This is a genomic window from Pseudomonas sp. NPDC090203 (assembly GCF_044746765.1).
GTDB classification, from domain to species: Bacteria; Pseudomonadota; Gammaproteobacteria; order Pseudomonadales; family Pseudomonadaceae; genus Aquipseudomonas; species Aquipseudomonas putida_AD.
This window is the reverse complement of the sequence record NZ_JBIVCV010000021.1, coordinates 66,426-93,139: the sequence shown is the minus strand read 5'-3', so window position 1 is coordinate 93,139 and position 26,714 is coordinate 66,426. Positions and strand designations below refer to the sequence as shown.

Here is a 26,714-nt window from a genome sequence, read left to right as displayed (position 1 = left end):
CCACTCCCGTCGTGGTCTGATCCGCATGGTTAACCAGCGTCGCAAGCTGCTGGACTACCTGAAAGGCAAGGACGTGAGCCGTTACAGCGCTCTGATCGCTCGCCTGGGTCTGCGTCGCTAATCAGCGATTGCGCTAGAGGTTGGTTGTCTGTCGTGCGTCAGCGGGTTTCCGCCGGCGCATGGCAGGCTCCCAGCCTCAAGTTTTATCTGGATACACGTTTTACCCCTGGACAGTCGTCGGGCCGATTCCCCACGTTGCCCAAGAATTCGCAAGAAACCAGTTCCCCCAAGAGCCACAAAGAAGGTAGGAAACCGTGAACCCGGTAATCAAGAAGTTTCAATTCGGTCAATCGACCGTAACCCTGGAGACAGGCCGCATCGCCCGTCAGGCTTCTGGTGCAGTATTGGTCACCGTTGACGACGACGTCACCGTGCTCGTGACCGTGGTCGGCGCTAAACAGGCTGACGCTGGCAAAGGCTTCTTCCCGCTGTCCGTTCACTACCAAGAAAAAACCTACGCTGCCGGCAAGATCCCTGGCGGCTTCTTCAAGCGTGAAGGCCGTCCTTCCGAGAAGGAAACACTGACTTCGCGTCTGATCGACCGTCCGATCCGCCCGCTGTTTCCTGAAGGCTTCATGAACGAAGTGCAGGTTGTCTGCACCGTCGTTTCCACCAGCAAGAAAACCGATCCGGACATCGCTGCGATGATCGGTACCTCGGCTGCCCTGGCCATCTCCGGCATTCCTTTCGACGGCCCGATCGGCGCTGCCCGCGTTGCCTTCCACGAAAGCACCGGCTACCTGCTGAACCCGACTTACGAGCAACTGAAAGCATCGAGCCTGGACATGGTCGTTGCCGGTACCGAAGAAGCGGTACTGATGGTTGAATCCGAAGCCAAAGAGCTGACCGAAGACCAGATGCTGGGCGCCGTGCTGTTCGCCCACGACGAATTCCAGTCGGTCATCAAGGCCGTCAAAGAGCTGGCCGCCGAAGCTGCCAAGCCAACCTGGACCTGGGCTCCTCAGGCCGAAGCCACCGAACTGCTGGGCGCTATCCGCTCCGAGTTCGGCGCTGCGATCTCCGAGGCCTACACCATCACCGTCAAGGCCGACCGTTACGCTCGCCTGGGCGAGCTGAAGGATCAGGTCGTTGCCAAGCTGGCCGTTGAAGAAGGCAGCCCGTCGGCTTCCGAAGTCAAAGCCGCTTTCGGTGAAATCGAATACCGCACCGTTCGCCAGAACATCGTTGATGGCAAGCCACGTATCGACGGCCGCGACACCCGCACCGTACGTCCGCTGAACATCGAAGTCGGCGTTCTGCCAAAGACTCACGGTTCGGCACTGTTCACCCGTGGCGAAACTCAGGCGCTGGTCGTTGCCACCCTGGGTACTGCCCGTGACGCGCAGCTGCTCGACACCCTCGAAGGCGAGAAGAAAGACCCCTTCATGCTGCACTACAACTTCCCTCCGTTCTCGGTGGGCGAGTGTGGTCGCATGGGCGGCGCCGGTCGTCGTGAAATCGGTCACGGCCGTCTGGCCCGCCGTTCGGTCCAGGCCATGCTGCCTGCCGCTGACGCGTTCCCGTACACCATCCGCGTAGTGTCGGAAATCACCGAATCCAACGGTTCGAGCTCCATGGCTTCGGTCTGCGGCGCTTCCCTGGCTCTGATGGACGCCGGTGTTCCGATGAAGGCTCCGGTTGCCGGTATCGCCATGGGTCTGGTCAAGGAAGGCGAGAAATTCGCAGTTCTGACCGACATCCTGGGTGACGAAGACCACCTGGGCGACATGGACTTCAAAGTGGCCGGTACCGCCAACGGTGTTACCGCGCTGCAGATGGACATCAAGATCAAGGGCATCACCGAAGAAATCATGGAGATCGCCCTGGGCCAGGCCCTGGAAGCTCGCCTGAACATCCTCGGTCAGATGAACAACATCATTGGTCAGTCGCGTACCGAGCTGTCGGAAAACGCTCCGACCATGATCGCGATGAAGATCGACACCGACAAGATCCGTGACGTCATCGGTAAAGGCGGCGCGACCATCCGTGCCATCTGTGAAGAGACCAAGGCTTCGATCGACATCGAAGACGACGGCTCGATCAAGATCTTCGGCGAAACCAAGGAAGCGGCTGAAGCAGCACGCCAGCGCGTTCTGGGTATCACCGCTGAAGCCGAGATCGGCAAGATCTACGTGGGTAAGGTTGAGCGCATCGTCGACTTCGGCGCATTCGTCAACATCCTGCCTGGCAAGGACGGTCTGGTTCACATCTCCATGCTGAGCGATGCTCGCGTCGAGAAAGTGACCGACATCCTCAAGGAAGGTCAGGAAGTTGAAGTCCTGGTACTGGACGTGGACAACCGCGGCCGTATCAAGCTGTCGATCAAAGACGTCGCCGCAGCCAAGGCTTCGGGCGTTTAATCGCACCGCACCAACGCTGTGGAAAAAGGGCCCTTCGGGGCCCTTTTTTTTGCCCCGAAATACGACCTCGGACGATCTCGAAGACGCCGTCGCGGGCAAGCGCGCTCCTACATGGTTGGCGCAACCCACAGAACCTCGCAAACCCGTAGCAGCACGGCTTGCCGGCGGGAGCGATTTCAAGGACGCCCCCGCCGGCAAGCCGTGCTGCTACGGAGAGCGCGCCACAGCCCTTGCTTCTGCTTTTGATCTTAGTGCGCGGTGGTGCAGACGACGCCGAACGCGACGTCAAGGCGCCAGGCCGAGCGCAGGCGTCGTGCCCCCGGAACGGCGCCGGAGTCGAGGGAAGTCCGAAGGACCCCAGCCTGTCGCAATGGCTTTGCCTACTTTCCCCGTAAGGAAAGTAGGTCGCCCGTAAGGGGCGAAACCCAATACTCAAACCGCCACGAAAACGGATATTCACACGACCGAGAAGTCACCCGCCGACGCAGAGCGTCGCACAAGTCATTCCCACGCGGAGCGTGGGAACGATCAGCGAGACGGCACTGCAGCCACCTTTCCTCAAGCGAATTAATGAGTTAGGGCAAACTGCAAGGTCAGAACATGCATCTTGCAAGCGGAACTTTTCCAATCCGGGCAATCTGCACGACAACAGCGGATCCACAAATACATAACCAATTGATTTAAAAGGAAAAAATAAATCAACAAAGGTTGGCACATCGCTTGCGATATACCCAGTAACCCTGCAGCCAACAGGCTTGGCGCAGATTCTGAGAAAAACAGGAGTTACTCGTATGAAGAAGTTCGCTATCGCTGCTGCTACTGCCACCGCCCTGACGCTGACCATGGCAAACGTGGCCATGGCTGAAACCGCGACCCAGGCTCCAATGCAGGTCGCCGCGGGTGAAATGACCAAAGCCAAGGAAACCACTTCCGACACCTGGATCACCACCAAGGTCAAATCGGATCTGCTGACCGAGAAAGGCATTCCAGGCTCCGACATCAAGGTTGAAACCAACAAAGGCGTGGTTTCCCTGTCGTCAACTGTCGCTGTGACCGAAGCTCAGAAAAAGACCGCTGTTGCGATCACCAAGAAAATCAAAGGCGTGAAAGCCGTCTCGGCTGATGGCCTGAAAGCCGAGTAATCAGTTTCCCAAGAGCCTGGAGAACGGACGGTTGACGGCCAGGGAGGCCGTTGGCTGGTCGATTGAAGGTTCATGCGAAGGCCATACGGATGTGGCCATTACAAGCCCCGGCGCTCGCGTCGGGGCTTGTTCTATTTGCGTTGTCTCATTTTACGGTCCCCCCTCTGCGACACAGCACAATCGATCAAGACCCTTGAGCGATTGAGGCATCACTCTGCCGATTGAAAAATCCTGTATATATTTGTACCCGGTGCGATACGTTGGTCCTATGGGCAAACGTGCAGAATGAAAACAATACTCCGCCTTTCCCTTTCAAGGGTGCAGGCAGGCGTGCACCCGCCGCCAAGACCTTTGTGCTGCCATTCCAATGACTACAGACAAGGCAATCACGCTCCCATGAAAACCGTCCCCGTTGCCCTGCCGGCGGCTCCCCGGGCGCAGGTCCCACCCGGCGTCTGGCTATTGCGCCTGGGTGCAATGGTGCTGACGTTCATCATCTTCCTGATCGACTGGCTCAGCACCCTGGATGTCGCCATTGCGGTGCTGTACGTGGTCGTCATCCTGATATCCGGCGATCTGTTCAGCCGCAGGGGCGTGGCAGCGGTCTCGGTGGGCTGTGGCGCGCTGACGCTGCTGGCCTATCTGCTGTCCCACGGGGATGCCTGGCTGACTCCCGCGTTCGCCCGTTGCCTGGTGAGCCTGGCCGCCATTGCCATCACCGCCTTTCTGGCCCTCAAGAACAAGGCATCCAGGGAAGCCCTGCAGGAGCAGGTGCATCTGCTGCACCGCAGCGAGGCCTTTCTGGCCGAGGCCCAGCGCCTGAGCCAGACCGGCAGCATCGGGCTGAAAATGCCCAGCGCGCAGATGTATTGGTCGGATGAGGCGCGGCGCATCTTCCAGTTCGATGCCCAGATGCAGCCGACGCTGGAGTACATGATCGGCCGTACTCACCCCGATGACACCCAGGATCTGAAATCCCTGATCGAACAGGCCTACGCACGGCACTCGAACATGGAAGCCGAGTTTCGCCTGCTGATGTCAGACGGCTCCTGCAAGTACGTACGCATGTTGGCGCAGCAAGTGAAGGACGCATCGGGGGACTGCGAATACATCGGTGCCCTGATGGACGTCACGGCCGCCAAGAATGCCGAGGACGCGCTGCATCGTTCCCAGAGTCAGCTGGCCCACGTCACCCGGGTCACGACCCTGGGCGAGATGGCAGCCTCCATTGCCCATGAGGTCAATCAGCCGTTGTCTGCCATCACCACCAACGCCGAGGCCGGGCTGCGCTGGTTGAACCGCGAGGTGCCGGACGTGGGCGAGGTGCGCAGCGCCATCGACCGCATCAAGAGCGAAGCGCACCGGGCCAGCGAGGTCATCCGGCGGATCCGGGCACTGTCGCGCAAGGCCGATCCGCTGCATGTTCCGCTCGATCTGCGCGATGTGCTGCGGGAGTCGGCGGCGCTGGTGCAGCGCGAGATCCTGCGCAACCGGGTCCATCTGAATGTGCTGCACCCGGCTGGGCCGATGTGGGTCAAGGGGGATAAGGTGCAATTGCAACAGGTCATCATCAATCTGCTCATCAATGCGGTGCAGGCGATGTCCGGCATGCAAGGCAAGGCGCGAACCCTGTCGGCGGCAGTAGGGCTCACCGAGGGCGGCGACGTGCGTATCAGGGTCCAGGACAACGGTCCCGGCGTCTCGGCGCAGAATCTGCCGAGCCTGTTCAATCCATTTTTCACCACCAAACCTGAGGGGATGGGCATGGGCCTGTCAATTTGCCGCTCCATCATCGAGGCCCACGGCGGACGCATCTGGGCTGAAAGTGAACTCGGCCGCGGGGCTGCGCTGAGCTTCTCGATTCCGGCCCACGGGCAGGCCCGGTCATGAGCACTCCAGACAGCAGCCCCGTGGTGTTCGTCGTCGATGACGACCCCGCCATTCGCGCCGGCCTGGACAGCCTGCTGCGCTCCATGGGAATGCGGGTTCACGCTTATGCCTCCGGTGCCGAATTTCTGGAGCATCCATTCGACGACAGCCCGGCGTGCCTGGTGCTGGACGTGCGCCTGCAGGGGGAGAGCGGGCTGGACTTTCAGGTGCGTCTGGCTGACATGAACGTGTGCATGCCCATCGTCTTCATCAGTGGCCATGGTGACATCGCCATGTCGGTCAAGGCGATGAAGGCAGGGGCGCTGGATTTTCTGGTCAAGCCGTTCCGCGAACAGGACCTGCTCGACGCCGTGGTCGCCGCGCTGCAGAAGGACGCCAGGCGTCGTGAAACCGGCAAGGCCGCTGCCGAACTGCGCACCCGCTACAAGGCGCTCACCGCCCGCGAGCAGGAAGTCATGGCGTATGCCGTGACTGGGCTCATGAACAAGCAGATCGCTGCCGAGATGGGCCTGAGCGAGATCACGGTGAAGATTCACCGGGGCCACGCGATGAAGAAGATGCAGGCGCGCACCTTCGCCGACCTTGTGAAGATGTCCCAGGCCCTGGCGGGGGATTGAACCCAGGGTTTGTGGGCCGGCGGTCGCGGTCATACACCCGTATACTTACGGCGCCCCGCCGGGGTCGGTAACGTGTGGGCTGTTGTCGTGTGCCTTGATGCGCACGTGTTCATGTCTGCACTCAAAGGTATTCCGCTTGCCCAGCCCCCCGATGATCGCTGTCGTCGACGATGACAATGCGGTCCGCGCCAGCCTCGACAGTCTCATCCGCTCCCTGGGCTTTGTGGTGTCCCTGTTTTCGTCCGCCGAGGACTTTCTCGCCTCTGGTCAGCTGGCCACCACCGACTGCCTGATCACCGACGTGCAGATGCCGCACATGAGCGGCGTTGAGCTGCACGAATATCTGGGCACCCAGGGCATTCGGATTCCCACCATTTTCATCACTGCCTTTTCCGAGGAAAGCGTGCGCCGGCGCGCCATGAGCGGCAGCGCTGTATGTTTCCTGGCCAAGCCTTTTCAGGCGCAGGCCCTGATCGATTGTATTGAATCGACCCTGGCCTGAATCGATCCTCCGCTGTATCAATCCATGGCTGCGAACTCATTATCAGTTGATGGAGTTGAGCAATAGGTGTGCGTCTGTGCAGTACCTATTAGTGCATCGGGCACTGTATTGGGTCATTTATCCTCAACATGAATAAGCCTTCCTCTTTCAAGTCCTGTGCGTCATCAACTGACGCACCGGTTTCGGTATCGCTCGATTGGTCTCTAACCCTCAAACACGGGCCTTTGCCACGGGTGGCGTGTCATTAAAACAGCGTCAATAGTTTGTATTCTGGTTATTCACGAACGCTCGAAAGTTGTGCATAGATGTTGCATGGATGTTACACATTGCCCGGTTTTCTCTGAAAAGAGTGAAGATTCGACCCACTGTGTCAGATTAACCTGCACCCATATGAGTGGAGTTGCTTGAGGCAACACAACTAATCGCATTGAACTTGCAGGCCTCGCCTGAAACTCTTTTGCAGTGAGATTGAACGCGATGACCATGATGCCGCTCCTGATTTGCGACGACTCCAATATGGCGCGCAAACAGTTGATACGTGCCTTGCCTGCAGATTGGGGGGTGTCGGTCACGACCGCGACCAACGGCCACGAAGGCCTGGAGGCGATTCGCCAGGGCCTGGGCGAAGTGGTGCTGCTGGACCTGACCATGCCGGACATGGACGGCTACCAGGCGCTTGCCCTGATGCGCGCCGAAAACCTCAAGGCCAAGGTCATCGTGGTGTCCGGCGATGTGCAGCAGGAGGCCGTGCGCCGCACGCGAGAGCTGGGTGCGCTGGCCTTCCTGAAGAAACCGGCTGATCCGCTGGAATTGCAACTGACCCTGCAACGGCTTGGCCTCCTGGGTGAGCGCACGGAAGCACCGGTGATTGCGCCAAAAGCCGAACCCGTCGCCATCAGCTTTCACGATGCGTTTCGCGAAACCGTCAACGTCGCCATGGGCCGCGCCGCTGCATTGCTGGCGCGGGTGCTGGGCGTGTTCGTGCAGTTGCCGATTCCCAACGTCAACATGCTGGAGGTGGGCGAGCTGCACATGGCGCTGGCCGACGCCCAGGGCAGCGAACGAATGACTGCCGTGTGCCAGGGCTACATCGGCGGCGGCATCGCGGGCGAGGCATTGCTGCTGTTTCATGATTCAGAAATCGCCGACATGGCGCAGTTGATGAAGATCAAGGATCGCGACTACTCGGACATGGAAATGCTCCTGGACCTGTCGTCGATCCTGATCGGTGCCTGCCTGAGCGGGATCGCCGAGCAGCTCGACATCGAGTTCTCGCAAGGCCACCCTCAGGTGCTCAACGCCCACAGCGGCATCGAGGATCTGATCCGCATCAATCAGCGGCGCTGGAAAAAGACCCTTGCGGTGGAAATCAGCTACAGCCTGGAAGGGCACAACATCCATTTCGACCTGCTGATGTTGTTCACCGAAGATTCGGTAGAGCGGCTGTCGCGCAAACTCGCCTACCTGATGAGCTGATTCATGAACGACCGCATCGACATCAAGGAGCTGCATTGGCTGTTGACCATCACCCAGAGTATCGACGTGGGGGTGGTGGTGCTCGATCAGGAGTACCGCGTGCAGGTGTGGAACACCTTCATGGAAAACCGTTCCGGAGTACTGCCGTACGAGGCCGCCAACCGCTCGTTTTTCGACCTGTTCCCCGAGGTCAACGAGCACTGGTTGCAGAAGAAGATCGACAGCGTGATCACCCTCGGCACGCCGGCGTTCACGATCTGGGAGCAGCGGCCGTACCTGGTGCGTTTCAAGAGTTACCAGCCCATCACCGGGCAGGAAGACTTCATGTACCAGAACACCACGATGTTTCCCCTGCGCGGCACCAGCGGCGAGGTCACGCACGTGTGCCTGGTGATCTACGACGTCACCGATGTGGCGACCAACCGTCAGCAATTGCAGGCCGCCAACCTCGAGTTGCAAAAGCTCTCCAGCACCGACCGTCTCACTGGCCTCTACAACCGCGGCCACTGGGAAGAGGCGCTACGCCTGGAGTACGCGCGACATGTGCGCTACGGCACGACGGCGGCGCTGGTGATGTTCGACATCGATCACTTCAAGCGGGTGAACGATACCTATGGTCACCAGTGTGGCGACAAGGTGATCCAGCGCGTGGCGGATGTGATTCGCGAGCACATCCGTGACTCGGACGTCGCCGGGCGCTATGGCGGGGAAGAGTACGCGGTGCTGCTGCCGGACACCGATAAATACGGTGCCGGCATGTTTGCCGAACGCCTGCGGGTAGCGGTCGAAGCCCAGGAAATCTGCCATGAGGGTGAGGTGATTCGCTGCACCATCAGCCTGGGCGTCGCCGATATGAGCCTGCTGCCCACCGATCACACCACCGTCATCGAATGGGCCGACCAGGCGCTGTATGCGTCCAAGAAGAACGGGCGCAATCAGGTGTCGTTGTTTGGCGTGGTTTGATAACCCACCGATCCTGTAGGAGCGCGCTTGCCCGCGATGGCGTCAGATCAGACGACATTGCGTTGATTGACCCACCGCCATCGCGGGCAAGCGCGCTCCTACGACAACTCTGCAAAATCACTCAACACGTCATCGCGCAACGCGATGAACCGGGCGTCGCTGCGGTTGCGTGGGCGGGGGAGGTCGATGTCGACGACGCGGCGGATGCGGCCCGGATGCGGTTGCATGACCACCACCCGGTCGCCCAGATACACCGCCTCGTCCACATCGTGGGTGACGTGAACCATGGTGATCTTTTCCTGCTGCCAGATATGCTGCAGCTCCCGCTGCAACCGTGTGCGGGTCAGGGCGTCGAGGGCGCCGAAGGGTTCGTCCAGCAGCAACACGCTGGGACGATTCACCAGGCCCCGGGCGATGGCCACGCGCTGGGCCATGCCGCCGGAAATCTGGTGCGGGTAGGACTCGACGAAATCCTGCAGCCCCACCAGGTGAATATGTTCGCGCACTGTCTCGCGTTTTTGCGCAGGGCTCAGTGGCGCGTTCTTCAAGCCCACCGCAACGTTCTGCTCCACCGTCAGCCAGGGGAACAGCCGGTGATCCTGAAACACGATGCCACGTTCAAGGCCAGTGCCCTTGATGGGTTTTTCATCCAGCAGGATCTGCCCGTCGAAGGCCTCGTCCAGCCCCAGGATCAGCCGCAGCAAGGTCGACTTACCGCAGCCGCTGGCGCCGACTATGGTGATGAATTCACCGGGCGCGATGTCCAGTTGCACGTTGTCCAGCACCTGCAACTGCGTATCGGCGCTGGCGCTCGAGAAATACTTGCTGATGTTTTCCAGACGCAGGCCATTGCCCTGCACTGCGTTGAGCGGTTGAGTGGCAGCCATGATGTACTCCTTGAATTGAAAACTAGCGCGGCGTGATGCCGTACAGCCGCTGCATACGTCGTTCGAGGCTGCGGGCCAGCAGGTTCAGGCCCCAGCCCACCAGGCCGATCACCACCATCCCGAACAGCACCAGGTCCATCATGAAGTGCTCGCTGCCGTCGATCAGGGTGTTGCCGATGCCGCTGCCGGACACCAGCAGGTACTCGGCGCCGATGGTCGCCAGCCACGAATAGACGAGCGCCAGATAGACCCCGGTGAAGATCGAGGGCAGGGCGGCCGGCAGCATCACGCCGCGAATCGTCTGCCACCGCGTGAAGCCATACACTCTGGCCACTTCCAGAAACGCAGGCGGCACGTTGCGCAATCCGTCGCAGGTGTTGACCACCACCGGAACCAGCGCCGCCAGCGACAGAAACACCACCTTGGCCACATCCCCCAGGCCGAACCACACCGAGATCAGCGGGATCCAGGCGAAGAGTGAAATCTGCTTGAAGGTGTTGAAGCTCGGCCCCACCACGCGCTCGAACAGACGCGAAAAGCCCAGCAGGCAGCCCAGAACCAGGCCCAGCGCTGTGCCGATGAAGAAGCCGCTGAGATTGCGCGCAAGGCTTGAAGAGATCGCCCGCCAGAACGCTTCGGAGGTGAACTGATGCCAGGCGGTGGCGGCGACTTTCTGCGGCGAAACCAGCAGGCCTGAATCGCTCCAGCCCTGGTTGGTTGCCAGCCACCAGACCGCCACGGCGACCACCGGCAGAACCCAGCCGCGATACCGACGTGTCGAAGGCGCGGCGGATGAAGTCAGCGTACTCATGCCAGCCTCCCCGGCGTCACGGCGCGGCCTTTGTTCAGGCGGCGTTCGACGTATTCGAAACTGCGGTCGATCAGCAGGCCCACGGCACCGACCACCACCACGGCAGCCATCACCAGATCCAGTTGGAACAGCTGGCGCCCGTAGGCGATCAGGTAACCCAGCCCTTCACTGGAGGCCAGCAACTCGACCACCACCAGCGACAGCCAGGCCTTGGTGAAGCCCAGCCGCAGACCGGTGAAGATCGGTGCGACGGCGGACGGCAGGACAATGTCTGTGACGATCTGCCGCCGACTGAAGCCGTACGCCTGACCCACTTCCAGCAGGCGTTTGGGCACCTGATGGAACGCCTGCAAGGTGCACAGCGTGACCGGCACCAGCGCGGCATGGGCGATCAGCACGTACTTGAGCGGCTCGCCGATGCCAAACAGCAGCAGGGCGAAGGGCATCCAGCCCAGCACCGGAATCTGCACCAGCGCGTTGAAGCTCGGCAGCAAGTAATGCTCGACGGTTTTCGACAGCCCCATCACCAGACCCAGTGTCACGCCCAGCCCCGAGCCGATCAGAAAGCCCACCAGCACGCGCTGCATGCTGGCCGAAGCGTTGAGCCACAAATCGCCGGTGCTCGCCAGGTCCACCAGGGTCTGATAGACGAAGGCCGGCGGTGGCAGCACCTGATCCGACAGCCAGCCCCGCTCGCTACCCAGATACCACAGCCCGAGCAGTGCGGCGGGCAACAGCCAGGGCAGCAAGCGGTTCAGCGCGCGGGATTGCCACGCCGAGCCTTGAGCTGCGCGAACCACTACCCGAGGTGTAGAGCGCGACGTCGATGGTGGCAGGCGCTTGACCGGTGCCAGCGATTTGCCTGGCACCTGCTGTGGGTCGAGTGCGGTTGCGGTCGCTCTGGCCATGACGTCAGCCTCCGTTGCTGATCGGTTTGGTCAACGCCGTGGCGTTGCCCGTCGGCGCCTTGCCGTCTGCGCCGTAAGCGGTCCAGAACTGACCCAGGCCGTTGTTCTTGATGGCCTGGTCCAGGTATCGGGTTTCGAACCAGCCATCGATGCTCACCGGGCGACGAATCATCTTCTCGTCCTTGGCCTGATCGGCGACGGACTGGTAGCGCGTGCGCAGGAAGTCATCGACCAGAGGCGAGGCACTGTCGCGCAGTTGCAGATGTTCGAAGTCCGCCTTGAGCGAGGCCAGCGGTTCGTTGGTCTTGGCCCATTCGTTGAGCACCGCATCGCGGTTCTGTTCCTCGGACTCCCACTTGGCGGCCTTGACCAGCGTATCGACGACCTTTTGCACCTGCTCCTGATGGTCTTTCTCATAGGCGCCGCGTACCACCAGCGCGCATTGACGGGTGTAGCGCACGTCGTTGTCCGGGTTGTCGAAGATGATGTCGACCAGGCCCTGATCACGCAGCTTGAATAGCTCGCGGCCACCGAATGCGGCATCGACGCCCTTGGACGCCAGCGCCGCCTGGGTGCTGCCGTTGTCCAGGTTGATGACCTTCAGATCGCGCTCGGCCAACTTGTGGTCGGCCAGCAGATTGATCGCCACCAAGTGCGCGTTGGTGCCTCGGAACAGCGCGACTTTCTTGCCTTTGAGGTCTTCGATGGTCTTGATGTCCGAGCCTTTGGGCACGGCCACATACACATTGGAGCGCACGCCGATGGCCGCCAGCAGCTTGGTGTCCAGGCCGTTGGAGCGGCCGACCACTGCGGGCAGATCGCCCTGATAGGCAAAGTCCAGTTGCTGGTTGGACAGCGCCTCGTTCACCGCAGGGCCTGCGCCCTTGAAGAAGAACCACTGGATCTCGGTGCCGGTGCCTTCGAAGGCTTTTTCCAGCAGTTGCTGGTTGCGCACGATACCCAGGGACGAGCCGCTGAAGGTCACCGGATCGCCACCGCCGGCGCTGGCCACGCCAATGCGCAGGACGTCGGCCTCGGCCAAGGGCATCATCAGCAGCGCCGCCAGTGCGGTAGCTACGCTCGATTTGCGCAATACAGATGTTCGCTTGGCCTTTGCCATGGGATGTCTTCCTTAAAAAGTGAGATCAGGCCGCCAGGTGTTTCTTGTCGGCTTCGGTGGCAGGGGAGAGGGTTTCGGGTGTCGGCTTGATCGCCTGGCTGGAACGGCCATCGACGCCCACCGGGATGTCACCGGCCACGGTGGTGCGGCGCACGATGCGCTGGGCCTGGCCGTAGTCATTGATCGCGATGTGCTGGGTGGCGCGGTTGTCCCAGATCACCACATCGCCTTCGCTCCAGCGCCAGCGCACGGTGTTGTCGATCTGCGTGATGCGGTCGTGGAACAGGCGGATCAATTGTTTGGAGTCATTGCTGCTCACGCCCAGGATCTGTTTCACGAAGTGACCGAGAATCAGGCTGCGCTCGCCGGTTTCCGGGTGCACGCGCACCAGCGGATGTTCGGTCTCGTAGACCTCGGCGGTGAACTGCTCGCGGTAACGCTTGAGCCCTTCGGCACCGGTGTCCTTGGGCGCTGCGTAGTCATACAGGTTGGTGTGCAGGGCGCGCAGATTGTCGGCCAGTGCCTTGAGCGGTTCGGGCAGGTCGGCGTAGGCGGCCGCGGTGTTGGCCCACACGGTGTCACCACCGTAAGGCGGGATGACCACGCCCCGCAGGATGGAAATCTTCGGGTAGTTGGCGACGAAGGTGACGTCGGTGTGCCAGGAGTTGGCGCGGGTTTCGCGGGAATCGAGGTTGAGGATTGCCGAGCTTTTTTCGGCAGAACGCACGGTTGGGTGCGGCACTTGATCGCCGAAGCGACGGGAGAAACTTTCATGCTGCTCATCGGTGAGGAACTGATCGCGGAAGAACAGGACCTTGTACTTGAGCAGTGCCTGATTGATGAAGTCGAAGTCTTGAGCCGAGATATCGCCGGACAGTTTGATGCCGCTCAACTGGGCACCGATTCGTCCTGCAACGGGGTTGATCTGAATCGCCATCGCCTGAACTCCTGTTTAGGTTGTTGTGGCTCAGATCATAAAGATATAAATCAGCGGCGCGCTAATCACCTTTTGTCATAAATATAGAAGGTATGTTTATGCGGGTCGTTTATGAAGATAACTAATCTTCATAACGATATTCGAATGATTTGTATGAGGAAAAGAGAAGGGTAGCCCGCAGGCTACCCGAAAGGCGTTTCTTCGATGCCTTGCACACCGGGCCTCAACGCGAACACTCCACCCGCCAGCGGCTGATCGCTGACATCGCCCGCAGGGCGAATCGAAGTCACGAACAACGTATCCAGATCCCGACCGCCAAAGGCGCACATCGCCGGTTTCTTCACGGGCACCGCCAGGGACCGGTCCAGTTTGCCTTCAGGCGTGAAGCGGTGGATCAGCCCGGCATCGTTGCCGCAAATCCAGTAGCAACCGTCCGCGTCCACTGCTGCGCCGTCGGGGCGACCGGGGTGCTGGCTCATGTCGACGAACAAGCGGCGGTTGCGTGGCGTACCGCTGTCGGTGTCGTAGTCGAAGGCCCAGATTTTCTGCACGTCGGGATGGGAGTCGGAGAAGTACATGATGCGGCCGTCGGGGCTGAAACCCAGGCCGTTGGGCACGATCATGCTGTCCAGTTGCGCTGCCAGCGGGTCGCGCTGCCCCGCGTCGTAGCGGTAGAGCGAACCGACGACGGCGGCCTGGCCCATGTCCATGAACATGGTGCCGGCCCAGAAGCGCCCCTGGCGGTCGCAACGGCCATCGTTGAAGCGCATGTTCGGGCGCAGGTGAGCAACCGCGCAGAGAAGCTCTGACGCGAGGCTGCCATCAGCTTGGGGGCGAACGCGGTACAGCCCGTCCTCCATTCCGCCCAGCCAGCTGCCGTCGCCGAAACTCGCGATGCAGGCGAGCATCTGCGGCGCCTGCCAGCTCTGCGTACAGTCATCCAGCGGGCTCCAGCGATGCAGTCGCCCCGCCGGAATATCGACCCAGTACAGCGCCTGTTCCTGCGCGCTCCACACCGGGCTTTCACCGGTGGCGTTGCGCGCGTCGAGGATCAATTCAGCCTGCATGGCACTCGTTCTCCGAAGTGGAAAAAGACGGGTTCAGTCGTGCAATCACCCAGGCGGCAATCACGCGTCGCCAAACGGCCCCGACGCCACGAACGCGCCGCCCTGATAGACCATCGCCGGATCATCGGCCGCAGGCGCCGGTTGTGCCTCCACCTTGGCGCGGAACGGCTCGGAGCTGTCCTTGGGCTGGTAGTTCAGATGGCTGGCCAGGCGGTTGTCCCACCACACCTTTTCGTTATTCGACGCGCCGTACACCACAGTGTGGCCGACATTGGGCGTGAACAGCCCGCGCTCGATCAACTGGGTCAGGTCGTCGTAACTCAGCCAGCTGCTCAGCATCCGGCGGTTCTGCGCTTCGGGGAACGATGAGCCGATGCGGATGCTCACGGTTTCGATGCCGTACCGATCGAAATAGAAACTGGCCAGGTCTTCACCGTAGGACTTGGACAGGCCGTAGTAGCTGTCCGGGCGCTTCACGGCGCTGGCGTCGATGGTCTGGTCCTGGCGATAGAAGCCGATCACGTGGTTGGAACTGGCGAAGATCACCCGCTTCACGCCATGGCGACGGGCCGCTTCGTACAGGTGGTAAGTGCCGCAGATGTTCGGGCCGAGGATGTCTTCGAACGAGTGCTCGGTGGACACACCGCCAAAGTGCACGATGGCATCCACGCCTTCGACCAGTTGATGAACGGCGGCTTTGTCAGCCAGGTCGCATCGCTGTACTTCTTCGCGAGCGCCAGCAGCGGGGGCCATTTCGGCAATATCGGACAGACGGATGATAGTGGCGTACGGGCGCAGGCTTTCACGCAACACCTTGCCGAGCCCGCCTGCGGCGCCTGTCAGGAGAATGCGATTGAAGGGCGTGTGAACGCTGGATGGAGTGGTCATGGGGAGCCCTGTCTGACGTTGTTGTTATTAAAGTCATCGGTTGTCATATGACGTATCAAAGGATTATCCACATCGGTTACAAATTTTGTCAAACAGCGCCGATCCCCGTGTAGGAGCGCGCTTGCCCGCGACCGCGTCGTGTCAGTCTATACATCATTGCCTGACACACCGCAGTCGCGGGCAAGCGCACTCCTACAGGCGTCCCTCCTTACCAGTTGCGAACCCCGATCTTCTCTGCTAATTTCGAAAATGTTAACGATGACATTTCCGCTTTAACAATAAAAACAACGGGATTTTTCGCTATGACAATCCGCCTCAAGCAAGGCTTCTCCGCCGTTTTCTGTTCGCTCGCCGTGGCTGTGGCGTGCGCTGGCTCCTTCACCGTTCAAGCGGCTGACAGCAAGGCCGGCCCGCTGAAGATCGGTGCCTCGTTTCAAGAGATCAACAACCCCTATTTCGTGACCATGAAGGACGCCCTTCAGGACGCCAGCGGCAGCATTGGCGCGACGTTGTTGGTGACCGATGCGCGTCACGATGTTTCCAAGCAGATCAGCGACATCGAAGACATGCTGCAAAAGGGCATCGACGTGCTGATCATCAACCCGACCGATTCGGTGGGCGTGCAGTCGGCCGTCAAACAGGCCCATGACAAGGGCGTGGTGGTCGTGGCGGTGGATGCGCAGGCCAGCGGTCCGCTGGATTCGTTCGTCGGCTCCAAGAACTACGACGCAGGCGTTCAGGCCTGTGAATACCTGGCCACCCACATCGGCGGCAAAGGCGACGTCGGGATTCTCGATGGCATCGCGGTGGTGCCGATCCTTGAGCGCGTGCGCGGCTGCAAGGACGCCCTGGCCAAGCACCCGGACATCAAGATTGTCAGCATCCAGAACGGCAAGCAGGAACGCGACCAGGCACTGAGCGTGACCGAGAACATGCTGCAGGCGCAGCCGAACCTCAAGGGCCTGTTCAGCGTCAACGACAACGGCTCGATGGGCGCACTGGCGGCCATCGAATCCAGTGGTCGTGACGTCAAGCTGACCAGCGTCGACGGCGCACCGGAAGCCGTGAAGGAAATCCAGAAGCCGGGCAGCAAGTTCATCGCTACCTCCGCTCAATACCCGCGTGATCAGGTACGTCTGGCCCTGGGCCTTGCGCTCGCCAAGAAGTGGGGCTCGCAAGTCCCGGCGACCATCCCGGTGGACATCCTGCTGGTGGATCAGGACAAGGCCAAGACCTTCACCTGGTAACCCAGACGCTGCTGCCCGCCTGACATTTCTGACGTCTGGCGGGCGGCGCGGATTCACGTGCGCTGCAGTTTGACGAGGTGCCCATGAGCTGCCTTCTGCAACTGGAAAACATCTGTAAAAGCTACCCCGGCGTGCATGCGCTCAAGTCGATCAACCTTGAGGTCGAGCGCGGCGAGATTCATGCCTTGCTCGGCGAGAACGGCGCGGGCAAGTCGACGCTGATGAAGATCCTTGCCGGTGTCGAGCATCAGGACAAAGGCAGCATTCGCATCGACGGCGCAGAACAGCATTTCGCGACGTACAACGAAGCCATCGCAGCGGGTGTGGGCATCGTGTTTCAGGAATTCAGCCTGATCCCGTACCTCAATGCTGTGGAAAACATTTTCCTGGGCCATGAAATCGTCAACGGTTTCGGCCTGCTGCGCAAAGGCGAGATGCGCGAGAGAGCCATCGCGCTGTTCGATCGCCTTGGGGTCAATATCAACCTCGATTGTTCGGTGCAGCACCTGAGCGTGGCCGAGCAGCAGTTCGTGGAAATTGCCAAGGCGCTGGCGCTGGAAGCGCGCCTGCTGATTCTCGATGAGCCGACCGCCACCCTGACGCCGTCCGAAGCCGAACTGTTGTTCGACATCATGCGCGAGCTGAAAAGCCAGGGCGTGGCGGTGATCTTCATCTCTCATCATCTGGAGGAAATCTTTCAGGTCTGTGACCGCATCAGCGTGCTGCGCGACGGCGCCAATGTCGGTGCGCTGACCGTGGCCGACAGCGACATCGACACCCTGGTGGAGATGATGGTGGGGCGACGGCTGGAGGCGAGCTTTCCACCCAAACCCGACAAACCGCTGGGCGACGTGGTGCTGCAAGTACGTGACATCCAGCTGACCCGCAACGGTCCGCACAACAGCTTCAACCTGCACAAGGGCGAGATTCTCGGCTTTGCCGGGCTGGTCGGCTCCGGGCGCACCGAGCTTGCGCTGGGAGTGATCGGCGCGCTGCCGGTGGTGAGCAAGGACGTGCTGTTGCGCGGCCAGCCGGTCAATCTCAGCGATCCGGCCCATGCGCTGGCCAATGGCATCGGGCTGCTGCCCGAGAGTCGCAAGAGCGAGGGGCTGATCGTCGATTTCAGCATTCGCGAAAACATCTCGTTGAACAACCTGGGCAAGTACGAAAGCGCCGTTCACTTGCTCGACCGGCACAGGGAAGACACCACGACGGCGGAGCTGATGAAGCAGCTGTCGATCAAGGCGCCGTCCTGCGAAAGCCGGGTACTGAACCTCAGCGGCGGCAATCAGCAGAAGGTGGTGATCGCGCGCTGGATCAACCATCACTGCGACATCCTGATCTTCGACGAACCGACCCGAGGCATCGACGTGGGTGCGAAAGCGGAGATCTACAACCTGATGCGCAAACTCACCGAACAAGGCTTCGCGATCATCATGATTTCTTCGGAACTGCCGGAAGTCATCGGCATGTGCGACCGCGTAGCCGTCTTCAACAAGGGCGCCATCGTCAACGTGCTGCAGGCCGGCGACATCAACCCGCAAGAAGTGATGCGCCATGCCACCGGGAGTCTGAACAGTGAACACGTCCATTAAAACCATGACCGCCCAACCCAATCGTCTGAAGGTCAATTTCGCCCAACTGATCCGCTCGCCGGCGTTCTATCCCTTCGTCGGGCTGGTGGTGGTGACGGTCTTCATGATCTTCGCCAGCGACAAGTTTCTCACCGGGGCGAACCTGGAGAACATCGCCCGGCAGGTGTCGATCAACGCGATCATCGCTGTGGGCATGACCTGCGTGATCCTCACCGGCGGCATCGATCTTTCGGTCGGGCCGGTGATGGCGCTCTCCGGCACCTTGACCACGGGGTTGATGGTGGCAGGCGTTCCGGCGCCGATTGCGATCCTGATCGGCTTGCTGATCGGCGTGGGCTTTGGGGTGGGCAACGGCATCTTCGTCGCCTACCTGAAGATGCCGCCAATCATCGTGACCCTCGCCACCATGGGCATCGCCCGCGGGCTGGGCCTGATGTACACCGACGGCTACCCGATTTCCGGCATGCCGGACTGGTTCGCCTGGTTCGGGCGCGGCACCTTGTTCGGCATCCAGGTGCCGATCCTGATCATGCTGCTGACCTATTTCTTCGCCTGGGTGCTGCTGCAACACACGCGCATCGGGCGTTACGTGTATGCCATCGGCGGCAACGAAGAAGCGGTGCGCCTGTCCGGCGTGCGGGCTTCGCGCTTCAAGTTGCTGGTCTATTCGATCAGCGGTCTGACGGCGGCGATTGCCGGGCTGGTGCTGTCTTCGCGCCTGATGAGCGGGCAGCCGAACGCCGGGGTCGGCTTCGAACTGGACGCCATCGCTGCGGTGGTGCTGGGCGGTGCGTCGATTGCCGGCGGTCGCGGCGTGATCATCGGCACCCTGGTTGGGGCCATGCTGTTGGGCGTGCTCAACAACGGCCTGAACATGCTGGGCGTATCGCCCTATGTGCAGAGCGTGATCAAGGGCGCGATCATTTTGCTGGCGATTTTCATCAGTCGGCAGCGGCATAAATAAACCGATTTTGAACATCACACCTGTAGGAGCGCGCTTGCCCGCGATGGCGTCAAGTCAGACGACAACGATGTGTCAGGCCCACCGCCATCGCGGGCAAGCGCGCTCCTACAGGTCATCAATCCTCAGAAGGTGAACCGACATGGAACAAAACACAAAAACCACCATGCAAGCCGTCGTCTGCCATGCGCCGAAGGACTACCGTCTGGAGCGCATCAGCAAGCCGGTGGCCCGCGCCAATGAACTGGTGATTCGCATCGGCGCCTGCGGCATCTGCGCCAGTGACTGCAAATGCCACTCGGGCGCGGCCATGTTCTGGGGTGGCGAGAGCCCGTGGGTCAAGGCGCCGGTGGTGCCGGGCCACGAATTCTTCGGCTACGTGGACTCGCTGGGCGAGGGCGCTGAAGAGCACTTCGGCGTGAAGGTTGGCGACAAGGTCATCGCCGAGCAGATCGTGCCCTGCGAGAAGTGCAAATTCTGCAAATCCGGCAAGTACTGGATGTGCGAAGTGCACAACATCTTCGGCTTCCAGAAGGACGTCGCCGAGGGCGGCATGGCGCAGTACATGCGCATCCCGAAAACCGCCATCGTGCACAAGATTCCCGAGTCCGTATCCCTGGAAGACTCGGCGCTGATCGAGCCGATGGCCTGTTCGATCCACACCGTCAACCGTGGCGACGTGCAACTGGACGACGTGCTGGTGATCGCAGGTGCCGGCACCCTGGGCCTGTGCATGGTGCAGGTCGCGGCACTGAAAACGCCGAAGAAACTGGTGGTCATCGACATGGTCGACGAGCGTCTGGAGCTGGCGAAGAAATTCGGCGCCGACGTGGTCATCAACCCCAGCCGCGACAACGCCCGCGAGATCATCAATGGCCTCACCGACGGCTATGGCTGCGACGTGTACATCGAAACCACCGGCGTGCCGATTGGCGTTACCCAGGGCCTGGACCTGATTCGCAAACTAGGCCGCTTCGTCGAGTTCAGCGTGTTCGGCGCCGAGACCAGCGCCGACTGGTCGATCATTGGCGACCGCAAGGAACTGGACGTGCGCGGCGCCCACCTGGGGCCGTACTGCTACCCGATTGCCATCGACCTGTTCGAACGCGGGCTGGTCACATCCGAAGGCATCGTGACCCATGACTTCGGCCTGGATGACTACGCCGAAGCGTTCGCCCTGGCGGACTCGACCCGGTCGATCAAGGTGCTCTTGAAACCCGTGAGTTGAAACCGGCCCTTGTAGCAGCACGGCTTGCCGGCGGGGGCGTATTTGAAATCGCCCCCGCCGGCAAGCCGTGCTGCTACGGAGGGGGGGCGCTGCGAGCCTTAGCGAATACCCAATAACAAGAGAGCGCACGAAGATGGAATACGTCATCGGGGTCGACATCGGCACCCAGAGCACCAAGGCATTGCTGGTGGATGCTTCGGGCCAGATCGTCGCGCAGCACAACCAGGGCTACAAGGTCGACACGCCCAGGCCGCGCTGGGCCGAGCAATGGCCCGAAGTCTGGCTCGACGCCGTAGAAGCCTGCATCGCCAGCTGCATGCGCAAAAGCGGTGTGCCGAAAGACAGCGTCAAATCCCTTTGCGTCAGCAGTCTGTATGGCGGTTCCGGCATCGCAGTCGATGCCCGGATCAAACCGCTGTACCCCTGCCTGATCTGGATGGATCGCCGGGCTGAAGAGCAGGTCGAGTGGGTCAATCGCAACGTCGATCTCGAGCGTCTGTACGCGATCACCGGCAACTCGGTGGACAGCTATTACGGCTTCACCAAGATGCTCTGGCTCAAGGACAGACAGCCCGACGTCTGGGCTGAAACCCGCTACCTGCTGCCGCCCAACAGCTACATCAACTACTGCCTGAGCGGCGAGATCGCGGTGGATCACAGTTCGGCGGGCAATATCGGCGGCGTCTACGATGTGAACGCCCGGGCCTGGTCCGGCGAGATGCTCGATGCACTCGGCATCCCCCAGGCGATGATGCCCGAGCGGCTGGTGCATTCGGGGGATGTGGTCGGCGGGCTTCTCGCCGAGTGGGCCGAGCGCCTGGGGCTGAACGCTGGCATTCCATTGCTCGGCGGTGGCGTCGATGCGGCCATGGCGACCTTCGCCGCCGGGGTTACGCAAGCGGGCAACCATGTGGCGATGATCGGCACCAGCATGTGCTGGGGCTATCTGAATCAGCAGGTCGATGCACGGCACGGGCTGGTGAGTTTTCCCCACGTGTTCAACGGCGCCAAAGACCTCTACATCTTTGGCGGCGCGATCACCGCCGGGGCTTCGGTGAGCTGGTTTCGCGAGCAGTTCTGCCAGGCCGAAGAACAGCAGGCCCGCGAGACCGGCGAAGACAGCCACGCCATCCTCGAACGTGCCGCGATGAACATCCCCGCAGGCAGCGAAGGGGTGTTGTTCCAACCCTACCTGATGGGCGAGCGCAGCCCGGTCTGGGACCCCAAGGCCAGCGGCAGTTTCGTCGGACTGACCCTGTTCCACAGTCGCATCCACCTGTACCGCGCGGTGCTCGAAGGCGTGACATTCGCCCTGCGCCATAACATCGAGGCGGGCACCCGGGGCGCGCAATCGCTGGACCCACGGCTGATCGTGGTCGGCGGCGCGAGCCATTCGGACCTGTGGATGCAGATCATCGCCGACGTCACCAACTTCCCGGTGTACACCATCGTCCAGGAAGTGGAAGCGGCGCTGGGCGCGGCATTGCTGGCGGCCCATGCAGTGGGCCTGGTGGACGAGGGACAGGTGCACAAAGGCTGGGTGCAACTTGAGCGCCGCGCCGAGCCCAATGCTGAAAACGTCGCGCTGTACTCGCGACTGTTCGCTGACTACGTGGCGCTGTATCCGGCGCTCAAACCCATCATGCATCGCCTGCAGGGAGCCTGAATGTGAATAACGTTCGTTTTGATTTCACAGGCCAGCGAGTGCTGGTGACCGGCGCCAGCAGCGGCATTGGCCGGGAAGTGGCGCAGCAGTTACTGGCCTGTGGCGCCGAGGTCTATGCCATGGGCCGCGACCGCTCGGCGCTGGCGGCGCTGGGGTGCCAGGCGATCAGCGTGGACATGGCCGATCAGGCGCAACTGGCAGCGGTGCTGGCCGAGCTGCCGGTGATGCACGGGCTGGTCAACTGTGCGGGCATTTCCATTCTGGAACCGGCTGCGGCGGTCAGCGCCGAGGCGTTCGATCAGGTCATGACCGTCAACGTGCGCGCTGCCGCGATGGTGGCGGCGAGCGTGGCCAGGGCGATGATCGAGGCCAAGGTCGCGGGCAGTATCGTCAACGTGTCGAGCCAGGCCTCGCTGGTGGCGCTGGACGATCACCTGAGCTACTGCGCGTCCAAGGGCGCGATGGACGCCATGACCCGCGTGCAGTGTGGCGAATGGGGCCGGCACGGGATCCGCGTCAATAGCGTCAACCCGACCGTGACCCTGACCCCCATGGCGCAGATGGCCTGGAGCGAACCGAGCAAGCGCGACCCGGCGTTGGCGGCGATTCCTCTTGGGCGATTTGCCGAGACGTCAGAAGTGGCCGGGCCGATCCTGTTCCTGCTCAGCAGCGCGGCGTCGATGATCAGCGGGATATCGATGCCGATTGATGGGGGCTACACCAGCCGCTGAGTTCCCTTGTAGGAGCGCGCTTGCCCGCGACCGCGTAGGGCCGGACAACATTTGCGTGCCTGACCCAACGCCGTCGCGGGCAAGCGCGCTCCTACAGATTCAGGCGCCCACCCCATTCTCCAGCTCCCCCGCAATCACCACCTTGGCCTTGGGCAGATACCGGTCGGCGATGCGCTCCAGCAGCAGGGTCACGGCGCTGGTTCCTGCCCGCGACGCATCGTGGGCGATACAGGCGATGGGGATGCCGAAGATGTCGGCAAACGGCAGGCGGTCGATGCCGCAGATCGGCAGGCTGTCATGGGCGATGCCGCGATCCCGCAGTGCGCGCATGGCCCCCAGGGTAATCAACTGGTTGAAGCCGAAAATCGCGTCAGGCACCGGCTGCTGGTCCAGGTAGGCGAGGGTGCTCTGGTAGGACGGCTCAAGGGTGTAGTCGCCTGCGAACACGTCCAGTTGCACGTCTTTGCCACTCTCGGCCAGCGCTGCCTTCACACCCTTCAGACGCTCCTCGGAAATCCGCGAATGCGCAGGCCCGGTCAGCACCAGCAGGCGCCGCATGGCAGGGCTCTGGGCCAGCAGGTAGCGCGCACCTTTCAAGCCGCTGTGGTAGTTGTCCAGCACCACATGGCTGAAGGGGCTGCCGTGCAGCGCGCGGTCCAGCTGTACTACCGGGACGTCGCCGTTGCCCAGGCGGCTGAGGTAGTTGGGTTGATATTCAGGTTCGTCCGAAACCGGCGACAGCACGATCCCCGCCACGCGATAGCTGAGCAGGGTGTCCACCGCCTTGCGCTCAAGTTCTTCGGAGCCGTCGGTGTCCACCAGCATGATGGTGTAGCCGTGCTTTTTCGCCTCGCGGGAGATGGCCTTGATCATCTCGCTGTAGAAGGGGTTGTCCACGGACGCGGTAATCACCCCGATAATCATGCTCTCGCTGCGCTTGAGGCTGCGGGCAAAAGCGTTGGGCACGTAGTCCAGTTCCTGGGCAACTTCCAGGATGCGGGCCAGGGTCGCAGGCTTGACCAGGTCGGGCTTGTTCAATGCCCGGGAAACCGTGACCGGGGTCATGTTCACGCGGCGGGCGATGTCGGAAATGGTGACGGGGGCTTTTTTGCTCATGGACTTCTGGCGGCCTTGAAACGGGACAGCCTGCGAAACGCTCGCACAGCTGACAGATGATGCAAGGCTAGCACGATGCGAGTGCTTGGGGATGCGTTGAAGTTAGTTGATGTTAACGTTTTCATACGGAGCTTTCAGCGGGAAATGCCGCTGTTGTGCTCGTGATCCCATCGCGGCGGTCCGTGAGGCTATCACCTCGACAGGGGAGTTTTTCGACGTTTGTACGCACTTTGTGGATAATGTGTGTACTTTTCATAGGTCTGGAGGGTTCATGACCGCGCCTGCTTCATCTTCTCGCGACTTCTTCATCGCCGCGCTCGCCCTGTTGATCGCCATGCTCGGTACCACGCTGCCGACGCCGCTGTACGCGATCTACCAGCAACGACTGGGGTTTGACGCGAGCTGGCTGACGATCATCTTCTCCATCTATGCCGCAGGTGTACTCGCAGCCTTGCTGGCGGTTGGCAGTTGGTCCGATCAGGTGGGGCGCCGCCCGATGCTGTTGGCGGGCTTGTTGATGGGTGCGTTGAGCGCCGGGATCTTCCTTTACACCGACTCGGTCACGGGCTTGTTGATCGGCCGGCTGTTCTCGGGTTTTTCGGCGGGCATCATGACCGGCACCGCGACCGTGGCCGTGATCGAACTGGCCCCCAAAACCTTCAAGAACGCCACTTTGATGGCCACTGCCGCAAACATGCTGGGTCTGGGCATGGGGCCTCTGCTTGCCGGGTTCACTTCCCAGCATCTGCCGGACCCGCTGCACCTGGTGTTCTACGTGCATCTGGCATTGCTGCTGCTCGCGGGGCTGGGCGTGGCAGCGATCCGCGAAACCGTGCAGCGCCCGGCGCAACTGAAACTCAGCATCCAGAAACCGTCAGTGCCGCCGTCGGTGCGCGCCGTGTTCATCCCGGCCTCGATTGCCGGGCTTGCAGGGTTCAGCGTGGCGGGGCTGTTCACCAGCATGGTGCCATCGGTGATGATCCACATCATGCAAGTCCACGGCGGGCTGCTGATCGGTGCAGTGATCGGCCTGTTCTTCGTCGCGTCCATCGTCGGGCAGGCGTTGCTGCAATGGCTGCCCAAGGCGCAACACATGACCCTGGGCTGCGTCGGGCTGGTGTTCGGCATGATCTGCCTGGGCTTGAGCATCGCCTGGGCTCAACTGCCGTTCTTGGTGGCGGCGGGCTTTCTGGCCGGAGCAGGGCAGGGCATGATCCTGCGCGCAGCCATTGGCGCGGTGACGGCCAGCAGCCCGCCTGACCAGAAAGCCGCCGTGACCTCTGCGTATTTCGTGGTGCTGTACATCTCGATTTCGGTGCCAGTGGTGGCCGTCGGGTTCAGCGTACGGGCCTTCGGCCTTGAGCACGTGGGCGAATTCTTCGCAGGCCTGGTGACCGTCGTCGCGCTGCTGGCGATGGTCAGCATGAAATGGGTGCAGTCCCGCACTACGGTTGCAAATCCAACGCCAGCCCCGTAGCAGTCCGGCTTGCCGGCGTCGGCGATCTGAAGAAAGCCCCGCCGGCAAGCCGTGCTGCTACGAACTGCGGATCACTTGGCGATCGGGTCCAGCCCGCTGGCCTTGATCGCCGGCGCCGCCGCAGACGAACTCAGGAATTCCAGAAACTGCCTGGCCTGTTCCGGATGCTTGCTCTTGGTTACCACGCCTGCCGAGTACAACGTCATCTGCTGCGCCTGATCGGGAATCAGGCCGACGATGTCGATCCCTTCAACCGGCTTCAATTCGCTCAACTGCTGAAAGCCGATCTCGGCGTCTCCCCGCGCGACCACCTCTCCCACAGGCGTCGCCGGAATCATCTGGCTCTTGCTCTGGATGCGGTCGGCGATGTGCATCTGGTTGAACAGCACGCGGGACAGGTACACGCCGCTGGCGCTGTCGGAATAGGCGATGCTTCTGGCGTCGATCAACGTCTGTTTGAAGGCTTCCATGGTGCTGATGTCCGGGTGCGGCGCGCCATGTTTCACCGCCATGGCGATGTAGGACTTGCCCAGGTCCACGCGGGATTTCGGATCGACCTGGCCGTCCTTGATCAGCTTGTCCAGCGCGGCGCCGACCATCAGCACCACATCCGCCGGCTCCTGGCGCGCCAGGCGGTTTGGAATGGCCTGGGGCGTCGCGCCCATGGACGGCGCCACCTCGCCCTGCAGGCGCACGCCGACGCGCTGTTCATAGTCGGGCGTCACGGCCTTGAACGCACCCATGATGCCGCCGGAGCTCAGGACTATCAGTTGTACGGGGGCTTGCGGGGTGGCTGCATGAACGAAGGCCGCCGGAATGAAGGACAGGGCGGCGCTGAGCAGATAGGGCAGAATTCTTTTCATGAAGATGAACCTGAAAATATTGGAAAGTGGCTCTGACGATATGAAAAACAGCGCGGGCAGTATGTGGCAATCCCGCGGTGAGTAAATCCCTTTCTTGTAAAGCATTGAGTCACAGACGCCGTTCGCCGGGTCAGGTTCAGTCAGGGCCCGATGTCTGAAAACGACACGCTGTTTGCGCATCCCTCAAGAAACATTCGGCTGC

Annotated in this window: 23 protein-coding genes and 1 pseudogene (1 of these 24 only partly in view); 15 read left to right on the top strand and 9 right to left on the bottom strand. The window is 61.5% G+C overall.

All coding sequences use genetic code 11. The features are described from left to right. The 8 genes and pseudogenes from ACIPO9_RS26780 to ACIPO9_RS26745 all read left to right on the top strand — a co-directional run. Window positions 1-121, top strand: a pseudogene (locus ACIPO9_RS26780) (30S ribosomal protein S15); it begins 140 nt to the left of the window's first position. Window positions 122-314: 193 nt separating this feature from the next. Further along, window positions 315-2,420 carry a polyribonucleotide nucleotidyltransferase gene (gene pnp / locus ACIPO9_RS26775; RefSeq protein WP_274135910.1) on the top strand — a complete coding sequence of 702 codons (2,106 nt, stop codon included), beginning with the start codon at window positions 315-317 and terminating at the stop codon, window positions 2,418-2,420. Between the two features lie 791 nt (window positions 2,421-3,211). Further along, window positions 3,212-3,562 carry a BON domain-containing protein gene (locus tag ACIPO9_RS26770; protein ID WP_274136494.1) on the top strand — a complete coding sequence of 117 codons (351 nt, stop codon included), beginning with the start codon at window positions 3,212-3,214 and terminating at the stop codon, window positions 3,560-3,562. Between the two features lie 396 nt (window positions 3,563-3,958). Beyond that, window positions 3,959-5,452, top strand: coding sequence for an ATP-binding protein (locus ACIPO9_RS26765; RefSeq protein ID WP_400784357.1), 1,494 nt, complete (start codon window positions 3,959-3,961; stop codon window positions 5,450-5,452). Continuing rightward, window positions 5,449-6,069 carry a response regulator transcription factor gene (locus ACIPO9_RS26760; RefSeq protein WP_400784355.1) on the top strand — a complete coding sequence of 207 codons (621 nt, stop codon included), beginning with the start codon at window positions 5,449-5,451 and terminating at the stop codon, window positions 6,067-6,069. The genes ACIPO9_RS26765 and ACIPO9_RS26760 overlap by 4 nt, the downstream gene beginning before the upstream one ends. Before the next feature lie 136 nt (window positions 6,070-6,205). Further along, on the top strand, window positions 6,206-6,571 hold the full coding sequence (locus ACIPO9_RS26755) for a response regulator transcription factor (RefSeq protein WP_400784354.1): 366 nt from the start codon (window positions 6,206-6,208) through the stop codon (window positions 6,569-6,571). Window positions 6,572-7,048: 477 nt separating this feature from the next. Beyond that, the gene (locus ACIPO9_RS26750) at window positions 7,049-8,047 is read left to right on the top strand and encodes a response regulator (RefSeq protein ID WP_274136490.1); all 999 of its coding nucleotides are present in this window, start codon (window positions 7,049-7,051) and stop codon (window positions 8,045-8,047) included. Between the two features lie 3 nt (window positions 8,048-8,050). Continuing rightward, window positions 8,051-9,010, top strand: coding sequence for a diguanylate cyclase (locus ACIPO9_RS26745; protein WP_400784353.1), 960 nt, complete (start codon window positions 8,051-8,053; stop codon window positions 9,008-9,010). 98 nt (window positions 9,011-9,108) lie between these two features. Here the strand turns inward: ACIPO9_RS26745 and ACIPO9_RS26740 are convergent, their stop codons facing one another. From ACIPO9_RS26740 to ACIPO9_RS26710, 7 genes are all read right to left on the bottom strand, one after another. Further along, window positions 9,109-9,897 carry an ABC transporter ATP-binding protein gene (locus ACIPO9_RS26740; RefSeq protein WP_400784352.1) on the bottom strand — a complete coding sequence of 263 codons (789 nt, stop codon included), beginning with the start codon at window positions 9,895-9,897 and terminating at the stop codon, window positions 9,109-9,111. A gap of 22 nt (window positions 9,898-9,919) precedes the next feature. After that, a complete protein-coding gene (locus ACIPO9_RS26735; RefSeq protein ID WP_400610976.1) occupies window positions 9,920-10,708 on the bottom strand; it encodes an ABC transporter permease in 789 nt (262 codons plus the stop codon). Continuing rightward, entirely contained in the window at window positions 10,705-11,616 is a 912-nt protein-coding gene (locus ACIPO9_RS26730; protein ID WP_400784350.1) for an ABC transporter permease, read from the bottom strand. Before ACIPO9_RS26730 ends, ACIPO9_RS26735 begins: the two co-directional genes overlap by 4 nt. Window positions 11,617-11,620: 4 nt before the next feature. Continuing rightward, window positions 11,621-12,736, bottom strand: coding sequence for an ABC transporter substrate-binding protein (locus ACIPO9_RS26725; RefSeq protein WP_400784349.1), 1,116 nt, complete (start codon window positions 12,734-12,736; stop codon window positions 11,621-11,623). Window positions 12,737-12,761: 25 nt separating this feature from the next. Further along, window positions 12,762-13,673 (bottom strand): TauD/TfdA family dioxygenase, encoded by a 912-nt coding sequence (locus ACIPO9_RS26720; protein WP_274136485.1) that lies wholly within the window; start codon window positions 13,671-13,673, stop codon window positions 12,762-12,764. Window positions 13,674-13,855: 182 nt separating this feature from the next. Then, window positions 13,856-14,740, bottom strand: a complete 885-nt coding sequence (locus tag ACIPO9_RS26715) for an SMP-30/gluconolactonase/LRE family protein (RefSeq protein WP_400784347.1) — start codon at window positions 14,738-14,740, stop codon at window positions 13,856-13,858. 60 nt (window positions 14,741-14,800) lie between these two features. Beyond that, on the bottom strand, window positions 14,801-15,628 hold the full coding sequence (locus ACIPO9_RS26710) for an NAD-dependent epimerase/dehydratase family protein (protein WP_400784346.1): 828 nt from the start codon (window positions 15,626-15,628) through the stop codon (window positions 14,801-14,803). Between the two features lie 302 nt (window positions 15,629-15,930). On the opposite strand from ACIPO9_RS26710, the gene ACIPO9_RS26705 reads away from it, so the two are divergent. The 6 genes from ACIPO9_RS26705 to ACIPO9_RS26680 all read left to right on the top strand — a co-directional run bounded on the left by ACIPO9_RS26705 (window position 15,931) and on the right by ACIPO9_RS26680 (window position 23,056). Continuing rightward, window positions 15,931-16,875, top strand: a complete 945-nt coding sequence (locus ACIPO9_RS26705) for a substrate-binding domain-containing protein (RefSeq protein ID WP_274136482.1) — start codon at window positions 15,931-15,933, stop codon at window positions 16,873-16,875. Between the two features lie 83 nt (window positions 16,876-16,958). Then, window positions 16,959-18,470 (top strand): sugar ABC transporter ATP-binding protein, encoded by a 1,512-nt coding sequence (locus tag ACIPO9_RS26700; protein WP_400784345.1) that lies wholly within the window; start codon window positions 16,959-16,961, stop codon window positions 18,468-18,470. Between the two features lie 4 nt (window positions 18,471-18,474). Continuing rightward, entirely contained in the window at window positions 18,475-19,434 is a 960-nt protein-coding gene (locus ACIPO9_RS26695; protein ID WP_400784363.1) for an ABC transporter permease, read from the top strand. 139 nt (window positions 19,435-19,573) lie between these two features. Further along, window positions 19,574-20,659, top strand: coding sequence for an alcohol dehydrogenase catalytic domain-containing protein (locus tag ACIPO9_RS26690; RefSeq protein ID WP_400784344.1), 1,086 nt, complete (start codon window positions 19,574-19,576; stop codon window positions 20,657-20,659). Window positions 20,660-20,792: 133 nt separating this feature from the next. Then, window positions 20,793-22,325, top strand: a complete 1,533-nt coding sequence (locus ACIPO9_RS26685) for an FGGY-family carbohydrate kinase (RefSeq protein ID WP_400784342.1) — start codon at window positions 20,793-20,795, stop codon at window positions 22,323-22,325. A 2-nt stretch (window positions 22,326-22,327) separates the two neighbouring features. Further along, window positions 22,328-23,056 carry an SDR family oxidoreductase gene (locus ACIPO9_RS26680; RefSeq protein WP_400784341.1) on the top strand — a complete coding sequence of 243 codons (729 nt, stop codon included), beginning with the start codon at window positions 22,328-22,330 and terminating at the stop codon, window positions 23,054-23,056. 99 nt (window positions 23,057-23,155) lie between these two features. Here ACIPO9_RS26680 and ACIPO9_RS26675 read toward each other — a convergent pair whose 3' ends face one another. Further along, window positions 23,156-24,172: a LacI family DNA-binding transcriptional regulator gene (locus ACIPO9_RS26675; RefSeq protein WP_400610955.1), complete on the bottom strand. Its 1,017-nt coding sequence runs from the start codon at window positions 24,170-24,172 to the stop codon at window positions 23,156-23,158. A gap of 271 nt (window positions 24,173-24,443) precedes the next feature. Between ACIPO9_RS26675 and ACIPO9_RS26670 the strand changes: the two genes are divergently transcribed. Beyond that, complete coding sequence (locus ACIPO9_RS26670; RefSeq protein WP_400784339.1) at window positions 24,444-25,649, top strand: MFS transporter; 1,206 nt, start codon at window positions 24,444-24,446, stop codon at window positions 25,647-25,649. 71 nt (window positions 25,650-25,720) lie between these two features. Here the strand turns inward: ACIPO9_RS26670 and ACIPO9_RS26665 are convergent, their stop codons facing one another. Further along, complete coding sequence (locus ACIPO9_RS26665; protein WP_400610951.1) at window positions 25,721-26,512, bottom strand: substrate-binding domain-containing protein; 792 nt, start codon at window positions 26,510-26,512, stop codon at window positions 25,721-25,723. Between the last annotated feature and the right edge of the window lie 202 nt (window positions 26,513-26,714).